Origin of the sequence: Arcobacter sp. CECT 8983, assembly GCF_004118855.1 — a bacterium.
In the GTDB taxonomy this organism is placed as follows: domain Bacteria; phylum Campylobacterota; class Campylobacteria; order Campylobacterales; family Arcobacteraceae; genus Halarcobacter.
The window spans coordinates 1-12,498 of sequence record NZ_PDKF01000012.1 but is presented as its reverse complement, the minus strand read 5'-3'; the positions used below and the strand labels follow the sequence as shown (position 1 = coordinate 12,498).

The window sequence follows — 12,498 nt, the reverse complement described above, 5'->3', positions numbered from 1 at the left end:
GGAATCCAATTATCAACATCTAAAAACTTTTCATATGCAACGTCGATTGCTTTTTGAACACCTTCTATACTTGTAAAAGGAACTGTTCCTACTACTTTCCCGTCATATGGTGATGTTACTTCTATTGTACTCATTTCTTTCCTTTTTTAAAAATTTAAAATATATATTTATTAATTAGTTTTGTGTAAATTTCTTTGCATTTAAAGATAAATTATCTGGAGACAATCTATATATTTTTAAGTTATCTACACAATAAGAACCTTGTCTTTCATAAAATTTTATTGCTTGCTTATTCCAGCCTAAGCATACCCATTCTAAATATTCACATTCTCTATCAATCGCATACTTTGAAAGATATTGAAACATGATTTTTCCTAAACCTTTACCTCTTACACATTCATCTATAAAAAACGCATCAATATATAGTCCTTTTCGACCAGAAAAAGCAGAACTTTTTTGATGAAAATATGCAAATGAGATAATCTTTTCTTTGTAAATACCAAAAATAGCTTCTCCCAATTTATCTTTTAACAATCTTTTTATTCGTTCTGGTGTTGCTGTTATAGCTTCTTCCATTTTTTGGTAAGTGCCAAGTTTTTTCATGAAAGTTATAATTAATTGTGCATCTTCAATTGTTGCAATTTTTAAATTATATTCTGCATTTTCAGTAGATATAAAATTTTTCATTTTGATTATCCCTATATTGTATTTATTTCAATATATTTATAATTTTGTGTTAAGAATGAAAAAGTAAAGGAAAAATCCTTTACTTTCTAGATATATTATTGGTTTATTTATAATCTGTTAATCTAATCACAAATACAGAACAAGCAGCATGCCTTACTACTCTTTCAGGAGTACTACTAATAAAGTAACTACTAAGCCCTGGTTTTGTAGCCATCATTACAATAGCATCTGCATTAATTCTTCTAGCTTCTTCTAGAATCTCTCTATGAGCTGAACCATCTCTTATATGAAATGATATTTTATCTTCTGGAAGAGCATGTTTTTTTGCAATTTTCTTTAATTCAATAAATGCATCATGATTATAATGTTTTTCATTCTCATCATCTAAAATAGGATAAACAGAACCATGTGCTCTATTTTCATTTACATAAAGTAATGAAAGTTTACCACTTTCTTGTAAAACCTCAAGTGCCCCTGCAAAAAGTTTTTCATGATTATCTGTATAATCTAAATGTAGAGGAACTAATATATTATTAAACATTTTTATCTCCTTAGCCCATGACTTTATCAGGTAGCCATAGAACAATTTCTGGGAATATCATACAAGTTATAAGTACAATAAGATTAACTAAAATAAATGGTGCAACAGACTTATAAATCTCACCCATACCAATTTCTGGTGGTGCAATACCTTTTAAGTAAAATAGTGCAAATCCATAAGGTGGTGTTTGAACAGCAATAAGAATATTAATGATCATAAGTACACCAAACCAAATTGGGTCATACCCTAAAGATACAGCAATAGGAGTAAATAGTGGTGCACACATTAATACAATAATAAACTCATCTATAATAAATCCAAGGAAAAGCATAATAAGTTGAAACATAATAATAATCATGATTGGAGGTAAATCTAATCCATGAGTAAAATCTGAAATCATACCTTGAATTCCCATTAATAAATGGAAGTTACTAAATACAGAAGCACCTAAAATAATCCACATTGCAACACTTACTAAAATACCAGTTTGAAGTCCTACTGTTCTCATCATCTCTAATTTAAATCTTTTAAAGAAAATAGCAAGTAAAATAGCTCCAGCAACACCTAATGCTCCTGATTCAGTTGGAGTAGCAATACCAGAAATGATACTACCAAGAACAACAAAAATAAGACCAATAGAAAGGAAACCATCTCTAAATACTCTAAGTTTTTCTTTTCCTTTTAGTTTTGGTAAACCAGGATTATTTTCACTTAATAAAGGAGCATTTTGTGGTTTGATAATAGAGCTAATTATTATATATGCAACTAAAAGAGTAACAGTTATAGCAGCAGGTACCATAGCTCCTAGGAACATTCTTCCTACTGAGTTTTGAGTTGAAGCTGCAAACATAATCATTGGAATACTAGGTGGAATTAAAATACCTAAAGCACCACCAGCCATAATAGTTCCAAGAGCAAGTCTTTTATTATATCCAGCATCAAGCATAGGCTTTAAAGCAATACTTCCTGAACTCATAATTCCTGCACCAATAATACCAACCATTGCACCAATCATAGAACAAATGAAAACAACACTAATAGCAAGTGAACCTCTAATTCTACCAATAACCATCTGGCTAGCTTTGAACATAGCATCACCAATACCAGAGTGGGTTAAGAGTTGTCCCATATAAATATAAAGTGGAATAGCTAGTAAAATAAAACTAAAAAATGTTGCTTCAATAGTAGTTGGGATAACATTGAATATACCATCACCCCATGTAAAATAACCAACCATCATAGCAATACCACCAAGTGCAAGTCCAACAGGTGCTCCAAGTGCAAAGAAAATTAAAATAAAAGCTAAAAGTATAACTGTTAATAATTCAACACTAATCATCTTTAATCTCCTTTTCAATTAATGGTAATCCAGTAAAAAAGTAATAAACTTCTTCTAATATATCTCTAAGAAGTTGTACTGTAAATACTGCACTAGCTACACAAAGCATTAGCCAAAAGTGCCACATAACAGGCGCCCATTCACTTTGTCTTCTGTAGTCATACTCTATAGCCTCATCAAACTTTATTAATCCCATTTTAAAAATAATAATTAAAAAGAAAACACCTAAAGAAAAAGAGATAATATTAAAGATGCTTTTAACTTTAGGAGAAACTGATATATATAAAATATCAACATTAATATGTGATTTTCTTTGTTGAGCATAAGCTCCTCCTAAAGCTGCAATATATCCAAATAGAAATAGAGATAAATCATAAGCCCAAATTGTAGGAGCGTCAAATATATATCTTGCTACTACTTCAAATGCAACAATAAAGGCAAGGATAGGCATCAAATATGATGCCCCCTTTCCTAACCACATTGTGAATTTATCAACCACAATACAAATCGTTTGTAGGAATTTTTTTAGCATAAGAAAGCCTAATTACTTAGCTTGTTTTCTTAACACATCAATTAATTGTTTACTGAATCTGTCTTTTTTAGAATACTCGTCCCAAAGACCAGCACCTGCTTCATGCCAAGCTTTTTTGTCAGCTTCTGAAGGTTCTGGAGACCATTTTAAACCTTTTGCTTCCATTTGAGCAACAGCTTCTTTTTCCCATTTTCTAGACATAGTTAATTGAGCTTTTGCATGTGCAACAGTTGCGTCATAAACACCTTTTTTCTGAGTGTCATTTAATTTATTCCAAGCATTTCTATTAACAACAATTGGTAAAACTTGAGCACCAGCTAAAGGTAATTTGTACATATATTTAGCAACTTCAACGTGATTACCATCTCTGTGGTCAATCATATTAGAACCAATTGAACCATCAATAACACCAGTAGCTAAACTTGTATAAATTTCACTCCAAGCTAATGAAACAGGAGAAGCACCTAAGTTTCTTAAGAATTTACCATATGCTCCAGGAGCTCTAATTTTAAGACCTTGGAAATCTGCAACAGATTTGATAGGTTTTTTAGTGATAATATATACTGGTGGTTGAATATATGGCTCTAACCATACTAAACCTTGAGAACCATAAGCTTTTTTAAGAATTTTATCCCAACCATCTTCATGGAAAAGTTTATTTAATTTATCAGTATCAGCAGTACCACCTGGTAAACCAATTTCAACTACACCAGCAGGTAATTCACCAGCATGCATTGATTGAAAAGGTGCAGCCATAGTAATAAGACCAGATTTAGTAGCACCTAAAAGCTCTGAAGCTCCTACTCCCTCACCAGAAAATAATACTTGAACTTTTACTTCACCATTTGTATTTTTTTCAATATCTTTTGCTAATTGTTGATATAAATCACCAAATGCAGTTCCTCTACCATAAAGGTTTGAAAACCTCCAGTTATGTTGAGCTGCACTTGCAGTATCAACCATTGCCATAACACCAAGTAATGCAATTACTGATGTAGCCATTATCTTATTTTTAAATCTTCTAAATAAATTAGTCATTCTTTCTCCTTATCTAAATTTTATTTTATTCAATGATAGGTTTTATATCAAAAGATATATCCCCTATGACTTTTTTCCCTTAGTATCTTTTTTACGACTTTTTTCCCCCTTTTTTACTAATTTATTTTGCTAAACTTGTAAATAACTCATCAAATTTATCTAAACCTTCATTAGCAATTTCATCACTCATTGTTAATGCAGGAAGGAATCTAATTACATTACTATTAAATCCACAAGATAATAAAATTAAGCCTGCTTTTTGTGCATTTGCAGTTATAGCTTTTGTTAATTCTACATTTGGTTTTTCAGCATCACCATCAACCATTAGCTCCAATGCTATCATTGCACCTTGGTTTCTAACATCAGAGATTAACTCTGGGAATTTAGCTTTAAGTTCATTTAGTCTTTTGTTAAAGATATCTCCAATTTGATTTGCTCTATTGATTAAATCTTCTTCTTCAATTACTTCTAAAACAGCTAATCCTGCTGCACAACCAACAGGTGAACCACCATAAGTTCCACCTAATCCACCAGGAATTGGTGAATCCATGATTTCTGCTTTACCAACAACTGCTGATAATGGGTAACCACCTGCAATACCTTTTGCCATTGTCATTAAATCTGGCTCAATACCAGCATATTCGATGTTAAACATTTTACCTGTTCTAGCAAATCCAGTTTGGATTTCATCTATAATTAATATAATTCCATGTTCATCACAGATTCTTCTAAGCTCTTGTAATAATTCTACTGGAGTTTGATAGAAACCACCTTCTCCTTGAATTGGTTCAATAATAATCGCTGCAATATCTTCAGGTAAAATATCTACTTTAAATAGATTTTTTAATGCAACTAAAGTATCTTTAACACTAGTTCCATTAAATTGTGTTGGATATGGTAAGTGATATATCTCAGCAGGGAATGGTCCAAATCCTTTTTTATAAGGCATTGTTTTTCCAGTAAGAGCCATTGTCATATTAGTTCTACCATGAAAACCACCATTAAATGCAACAATACCTCTTCTTCCAGTATGTGCTCTTGCAATTTTTACACAGTTTTCAACAGCTTCAGCACCAGTTGTAACAAAGATAGCTTTTTTTTCAGTTTCACCAGGAGCTAGTTTAGTAAGTTTTTCAGCTAATTCAACTGCAACTTCGTATGGATTAACCATAACGCAAGTGTGACTGAATTTTTCAATTTGAGATTTAACAGCTTCAACAATTTTTGGATGGCTATGTCCTGTATTACATACAGCGATTCCAGTTCCAAAATCAATAAATCTATTTCCTTCAACATCCCATAATTCTGCATTTTTTGCTTTTTCTACATATACTGGATAAGCATTACCTTGTCCTCTTGCAAAAACTTTATTTTTTCTATTTTGTAAGTCTTTGTTGTTCATCTTTAAAACCCTTTTCAACTAAATATATTTCTATTTTATGTTTATAAAATATTTCATATACTTTTATCACAAAAGCTTTTGAATTATCAAAAGGCAGTACATGAAAATCCTATAACAAAATTATTGCTGAAAAGAGTAGTGAAAAAGTGACAAAGAAGTAGTCAAAAGATATTTTTTTTATTAAAATTGCTTATGTATTTACCAAAGAAATATAAGTATAAATTTCTTTGGTAAGCCTAAATAAAGGGGTTTATTATAAGGAAGAATTTATTCTATTAAAAATCCTTCTTTTAAATAGTTCATCCATATCATCATAAATTAAAGAGTCTTTATCAAGAAATATTAGTTTTTCTTTATCTAACTCTTTAAAGCTCTTTAATCCCATAACTGCAAGCAAACTTTTTAAACTTTTTAATATATTATCATGATAGTTTTTTACATGTTCAGAGTGTTTTTTTACAAAATAGTGCTTACGCTTTTTTATATCTTGAGTGGCTAAACCAACAGGGCACTGATGTTTAGTAGAACCTGAACAGTACCTAGCTCTTATACATCCAGCACTCATCATAAAACCTCTTGCAATTTGTATAAAATCTGCACCTAAAGAGAGTATTATGATAATATCATCAGGAGTAAGAATCTTTCCACTTGCACTAATTTTTACTAAATCTCTAACTCCATAATCAGTTAATACTTTATTTACAAGATATAAAGCATCCCTTATATCCATACCAATTCTTTCCATCATGTCTCTTGGAGCAGTTGCACTTCCTCCACTTCCACCATCTAAAGATATATAATCAGGGTAGGGTAAACCTAGTTGTGATCTTCTTTTTATCTCTTTTGCTATAGGTACAATATTTGTATCATCTGAAATAACTATTTTTATTCCAACTGGTTTATTAGATGCTTTTTGTAGCTTTCCAATAAAATCAAAAAGCTCTTCTAATGTATTACCATATGGAAACCTATTTGGTGAGAAGGCATCTTTATATGCTTCTATATTTCTATAATATGCAATTGAAGGTGTTACTTTTTTAGCTATTAGTTTTCCACCTGTTTGTTTTGCACCTTGAGCTATTTTTATTTCAGTCATTCGACAAAAACTCATTTGTTTTTTATAACGCTCAAAATCAAAATTTCCTTCTTTATCTCGTACACCGTATAATCCAGAACTTATTTGAAGTATAATATCAGGCATATCATCAGGTACATCGCTTGGAAAATTTTCTAATGATACATCCCAATTTGGTCGATAAAAACACTCTTTTTCTTCATTGAAAACATAAGTGTCTCCAAGTTGATTCTTTTTAAAAATAAGTTTTCTGTAAAAATCTACTGAAACAGGAAGATTGAAGAAAAACTTTGCAAGTCTAAAAATAGTATGTTGAAATTTATTACCTCTTTTTTCTGTTATATACTTAGGATCATAATTATTGTGAGTTACAAAGAAATTAGAAGTTAATCCACCTTCTCCTGAGTTGATAGGAAAGTTTCCTAATTTAGAACCTGTTACAAAGGCTCTAGTTCCTTCTGGAGAAATAGAACCATCACTCATGGGACCCCTTCCTATAATAGATGAAGAGATAAAAGGTTTTTTTTGATTTTCTCCAAAAACTACTGTAAAATCATCTTCAACTTCATCATCATTTAAAACGATGTTTGCATGTCTAAACATAAATTTTGGTTTTGGTAGAGGTTGAGAAGGAGAAAAAGAAGTAAAGTTTATTTTATCTTTTGAAGCACCATAAACCCAATCAAGTTTATCCATAGATTCATAAAATTTTTCATCACCAAAATATTGTCTAAATGGTTCTCTAAATTCTTGAAATACAAACCTTAATCTACCTATAATTGGGTAATTAACAAGTATTTGATGTTTTCTTTGGACATATTTGTCATGTACATACCATATAAATATTAACGAAACAAAAGATATTAACGTAATAATCCATATTTCCATATTTGTCCTTATGCATACAAAATTATTGCAAAGTTAAATGGGATTGTATTTTATTATCTACTAGAGAGTAGGCATAATATGAAAGGAGAATAGACTGGGATGTTTATCATACCTACTCTCTAGTAAATAATATTAAATACTTTGTTTGAAATTATTACTGAAAAGAGTAGTCAAAAAGTGATTATAAATATTTTTCTTCAAAAAAATATAAAAGTTTAATTGATAGGTATATATATTGTGAATTGTACGCCATCTTTTATATTTTTAACATTTAATATTCCTTTCATATTTTGTTCTATAATAATCTTACTCATATATAATCCAAGACCTGTACCATTGTAATTCTCTTTTGTTGTGAAATATGGTTCAAATATTTTATCTAGAATAGATTCCTTAACTCCTCCTGCATTATCAGAAATTAAGATTTTAATATGAGTTTTTATACGTTTTGTTTTAATAGTAATATAAGGATTTTCAACGTTCTTTTCTAAAAAAGCATCTTTAGAGTTTGTAAGTATATTTAGTAAAACTTGAGAAAGTTCACTTTCAAATCCATATATCATTACATCATTAGAGATTTGATTTTCAATTTTAATACTATGACTTTTAAAACTGTCATCAATAAGAAAAATAGTTTGATGAATTGCTTCTTTTATTGAATAAAGATGTTTTTCTTTATTTGGTTTAAAGAAATTTCTAAAATCATCTATTGTATTTGACATTTTTTCTGTAAGTGCAGTACTTAAAATTATCTGTTTATCTAAATATTCTTTATCTAGTTTATTCAAAGAGTAACGCAAATGAATATTTTGTATAATAGTACTTAAAGCACTTAAAGGTTGTCTCCATTGGTGGGCAATCATACTTATCATTTCACCCATTTCTGCTAGCTTTGATTGTTGTATTAATAATTGCTCTTGCTTTTTTCTATTGTTTATTTCTTCTTTTATTCTTGCATCTAGTGTATTATTAAGGTTTTCTAATTCTTGGGTTTTTCGTTTTAATTTTTTATTTGAAAGCTCAAGCTCTCTTGTTCTTACATGTACTTTCTTTTCTAAGGTACTATTTAAAGTTTCAATTTTTGATTTTGCACCAGTAAGCTTTCTAATATATCTACGTTGTAGAATATAGGTATATAATATTATTAATAAAATAAAAAATAAAAAGCTTACAACACTCCAAAAAAGTTTATAGTCTATACTTTTTTCATATTTTATAGTTACCCACTTAGTAATGATTTTTTGTCTAGTTTCTTTACTTATAGAGTTTACAACTTTTTCAAAAATATTTAAAAGAATAGGGTCATCTTCTCTTACTCCTACTGATAGATGCCATCGTTCATCAAACTTACCTGATATTTGTAAACTTCCATAAAACTCTTCTTGAAAGGCATAGGCTACATTTAGATGAGTAGTAACTTGTCCAAAGATTTCTCCTCTTTCAACTTTTTTTAATCCTTCTCTTAAATGTGCCACGTCAACAATTTCTAAATTTGGGTATTTTCTTCTTATGATTTCATTATAAGCAAAGTTTTTTTGGATACCTATTTTCTTATCTTTTAAATCTTTTAAGTCACTTACAAAGCTTACATTTCTTTTAGTTACTAATACTAATGGAGCAGTAACATAAGGCTCAGTAAAATTCATATATCCTTGTCTAGATTCTATATCCATAACAAAAGAAAGAATATCGCATCTTTTATTTTTCATGTATTCTAAAGATTGTGTCCAATCTTTTGTCTCAATAAGTTTTAGTTTTACTCCAATTTTCTTTTCAAACTCTTTCATATAATCAGCAACTATACCTATATGTTTATGATTTTCAATCTTTTCATAAGGCATCCAATCTGGGTCAACACATAATCGTATATGATCTTTTTTGTCTAAATAGTTTATCTCTTCTTTAGTGAAAATAATGGGTAAGTTAGCAAGATCCTTTAAAAACCATTTGTCAAAGAGCTCTTTTTCTTCTCTTATTGATATTGAATTTAAGCCTTTTTCTAAAATAGATTGAAGCATTGGTTTATTTTTACTTGTAAAAAAGAATAGTTTTGATGGTTCAAAGTTAATAAGAGGTATAGCCTTTAAGTCAATAATTAAGTTATCTTCTAAGTATTTTTGAATAATAATAGGAGAGGCAATTAAAGCATCAACTTCTCCTTTAAGTAATTTTCGAACAGACTCATGCATATTGTTTGTTCTTTCTATTTTCATAAAAGAGTATTTATTTTGTATATGTTGTATAGTACCTAACTGATTTACTACAGCAACTTTTTTATCTTTTAAATCATCTATTGAGTGTATAGAGTTATTCTCTTTTTTTACGAATAAAATCTTTTTTATCTGTAAAATCTCAGAAGAGTATACTCCTAAACTACTTTCTATACTAATATTGTTTACAATGGGAGCTATATCTATTCTATTCTCTTTTATAGCAAGGGGAATTGAAGATTGGTTCATTTTTATAGCTTTTGTTTTTATATCATATTTTTTTGTTATAAGCTTAAAAATATCACTAACAAAGCCATCCATTTTATTATCTTTATTTATATAAGTAAGGGGATAAAGCTCTGATAAACCTATTTTTACTTCATTGTTTTTTATCCAATCTTTTTCTTCTTCGCTTAATTCAAAATTGTTTGCAAATAAAGTATTTAAAAATAAGAAAACAAAAAAAATATATCTCAATTATATCTCCAATTTTTTTGTGATTATATCATACAATCTAAAATTATTGAAAAGCAAACCCCATCATTTGTATTTTCAACAACTATTTTTCCATCATGATTGTTTTCAATTATAGTTTTAGACATATAAAGACCTATTCCCGTACCATTTTTTTCTTTTTTTGTTGAATAATAAGGCTCAAATATAATATCTAAATTTTCTTTTTCGATAATTCCTCCATTATCTATAATTTCAACTTTTACTTTATCTTCTAAGTCAGATGTTATTATTTTAATTTCTGCATCAACTATTTGTTTTTCAAGAAATTTATCTGCAGCGTTTTTTATTATATTTAAAAAGACATGGGTAATCTCATTTTCATATATGTTAATTAGTTTTTTACTTTTTAAATCTAAGTTAATACTAATATTATTTGTTTGTAAATCTTTTTGCAAAATCTTTAAACTATTTTTTATTGGATTTTCAATACATGTTTTACTAAGTTTTTTATCAGTTCTATAGAAGTTTCTAAAATCATCTATAGTAGTTGTAAGATTTTGTACATAAAATTCAATTTCATCTAATTTTTTACTAAAAAAATCTGTTTGTTCATCTCTTCCTTTTTGTGTTGTTAAATCATACTTTTCAGAATTTAGTTTATATTTTAAATTAAAAGAGGCTGTACCAATTGAGGCAAGAGGTTGTCTCCATTGGTGTGCAATCATACTTATCATTTCACCCATTGCTGCAAATCTAGATTGAGCTTCCATGATTTTTTGTTTTTCTTTGTTTTTCTTTATTTCTATTTCTAGTTTTTTGTTTTTTTCTATAAGTTGTTCTTTTAGCACACTAGGTTCTATTGCTTTTATTAATATTTCTTCTAATTTATATATATTGATTGGTTTTAATATATAAGCACTAATATTTAATTCGATTGATTGCATAAGATAGTTTGTTTCTTGATGTGCAGTTGTTATGATAACAGGTATATCATTATTTACTTCTCTAACTTTTTTAATGAAACCTAGTCCATCTAATCTTGGCATTTTAATATCAGTTAATATAAGATCAATTTTATTTTCACTATTTTTAAAAAGTGATAAAGCTTCTTCTCCATTTTCTGCACAAATAACATTTAGTCCAAAAAGATTTAGAGTTTCAGTAACTCCATCTTGAATTATTGATTCATCTTCAGCATATAGAATAGTTTTATTTTTTAGGATTTGATTATCAATCATTTTGTTCTCTTTAATTTTTTATAGTATATCACTAAAAAGTAGCTAAATAGTGTTGCATTATCATCATAATATATAACTATTATATACAATAATATAAGAAACAAAATGATAATATGCTTTTGATATTTTACAAAGAAAACTTCTATATTTAGATTAATTCATTTATTATAAAAGGGATTTAATGGACTATAGTTTATTAAAAAAATATACTAAAAATATGCATATACTTTTTGTGGAAGATGATAATGATTTTAGAAAAGAATTTAAAGAGTTACTTCTAGATATCTTTCCAAAAGTTACTACTGCTATTGATGGTGATGATGGTTTTAATAAATATATAGAATATCATAAAGAAAATAATAGCTTTTATAGTTTGGTTATCTCTGATATAAAGATGCCAAATGTAGATGGAGTACAGTTAGTTGAGTCCATTTATAAAATAAATGAAAATCAAAAGATAGTAATTTTGTCTGCAAGAAATGAATTTAAATATTTATTACCTTTAGTAAATCTTGGTATTCATCAATTTTTTACTAAGCCAATAGAATATTCTACTTTTTTAAATGATATTTTTGAGTTAAGTAGTCAAATTTATCATGAAAATTTAAATCAAAATAATGATGTCTTGAGAATAAATGAATTTATAACTTGGGATAAAAATAAGAAAAAACTTATGCAAAACGATAAAATAGTTGAATTAACTAAAAATGAAATACGTTTTGTAACTGCAATGCTAAGTAATAATGGAAAAGTATGTACGGTTGATGAACTTATAAATACTATTTGGTTTGAGGAGTTTGATCTAAACCCAGATATTACACATCTTAAAAGCCTTATTTATAGACTAAGAAAAAAAGTACCAGAACTACATATCAAAAATATTTATGGAATGGGATATACCTTCGAAAGTGAATAAAAAAGAGAAGTGAGCTTGTCACTTCTCTTAAAAATGAATTATAAAACAGGAGATTTAATAACCATCATTTTTTGGTTTTGCATTTCATTCATAGAATCAGGGATACCACCTAATCCAAGACCAGAAGTTTTAGCACCACCAAATGGCATCCAGTCAACTCTAAATGCAGTATGATC

General features: G+C 28.3%; 10 protein-coding genes. 1 reads left to right on the top strand and 9 read right to left on the bottom strand.

Annotated features, from left to right (window positions below):
- Nucleotides 1–174 precede the first annotated feature (174 nt).
- The 9 genes from CRV01_RS12160 to CRV01_RS12120 all read right to left on the bottom strand — a co-directional run bounded on the left by CRV01_RS12160 (nucleotide 175) and on the right by CRV01_RS12120 (nucleotide 11,406).
- On the bottom strand, nucleotides 175–687 hold the full coding sequence (locus tag CRV01_RS12160; protein WP_129008506.1) for a GNAT family N-acetyltransferase: 513 nt from the start codon (nucleotides 685–687) through the stop codon (nucleotides 175–177).
- A gap of 103 nt (nucleotides 688–790) precedes the next feature.
- Nucleotides 791–1,228, bottom strand: a complete 438-nt coding sequence (locus CRV01_RS12155; protein WP_129008505.1) for a universal stress protein — start codon at nucleotides 1,226–1,228, stop codon at nucleotides 791–793.
- Nucleotides 1,229–1,238: 10 nt separating this feature from the next.
- A complete protein-coding gene (locus CRV01_RS12150) occupies nucleotides 1,239–2,567 on the bottom strand; it encodes a TRAP transporter large permease subunit (protein WP_258238405.1) in 1,329 nt (442 codons plus the stop codon).
- A complete protein-coding gene (locus CRV01_RS12145; RefSeq protein WP_129008504.1) occupies nucleotides 2,560–3,099 on the bottom strand; it encodes a TRAP transporter small permease subunit in 540 nt (179 codons plus the stop codon). Before CRV01_RS12145 ends, CRV01_RS12150 begins: the two co-directional genes overlap by 8 nt.
- 12 nt (nucleotides 3,100–3,111) lie before the next feature.
- The gene (locus tag CRV01_RS12140) at nucleotides 3,112–4,137 is read right to left on the bottom strand and encodes a TRAP transporter substrate-binding protein (RefSeq protein WP_129008503.1); all 1,026 of its coding nucleotides are present in this window, start codon (nucleotides 4,135–4,137) and stop codon (nucleotides 3,112–3,114) included.
- A gap of 121 nt (nucleotides 4,138–4,258) precedes the next feature.
- The gene (gene gabT / locus CRV01_RS12135; protein WP_129008502.1) at nucleotides 4,259–5,539 is read right to left on the bottom strand and encodes a 4-aminobutyrate--2-oxoglutarate transaminase; all 1,281 of its coding nucleotides are present in this window, start codon (nucleotides 5,537–5,539) and stop codon (nucleotides 4,259–4,261) included.
- A gap of 253 nt (nucleotides 5,540–5,792) precedes the next feature.
- Complete coding sequence (locus CRV01_RS12130; RefSeq protein ID WP_129008501.1) at nucleotides 5,793–7,502, bottom strand: FMN-binding glutamate synthase family protein; 1,710 nt, start codon at nucleotides 7,500–7,502, stop codon at nucleotides 5,793–5,795.
- A 215-nt stretch (nucleotides 7,503–7,717) separates the two neighbouring features.
- The gene (locus tag CRV01_RS12125) at nucleotides 7,718–10,189 is read right to left on the bottom strand and encodes a transporter substrate-binding domain-containing protein (protein WP_129008500.1); all 2,472 of its coding nucleotides are present in this window, start codon (nucleotides 10,187–10,189) and stop codon (nucleotides 7,718–7,720) included.
- Nucleotides 10,190–10,212: 23 nt separating this feature from the next.
- Nucleotides 10,213–11,406: a hybrid sensor histidine kinase/response regulator gene (locus CRV01_RS12120; protein WP_129008499.1), complete on the bottom strand. Its 1,194-nt coding sequence runs from the start codon at nucleotides 11,404–11,406 to the stop codon at nucleotides 10,213–10,215.
- 181 nt (nucleotides 11,407–11,587) lie between these two features.
- Between CRV01_RS12120 and CRV01_RS12115 the strand changes: the two genes are divergently transcribed.
- Nucleotides 11,588–12,322 carry a response regulator transcription factor gene (locus CRV01_RS12115; RefSeq protein ID WP_129008498.1) on the top strand — a complete coding sequence of 245 codons (735 nt, stop codon included), beginning with the start codon at nucleotides 11,588–11,590 and terminating at the stop codon, nucleotides 12,320–12,322.
- Nucleotides 12,323–12,498: the final 176 nt, after the last annotated feature.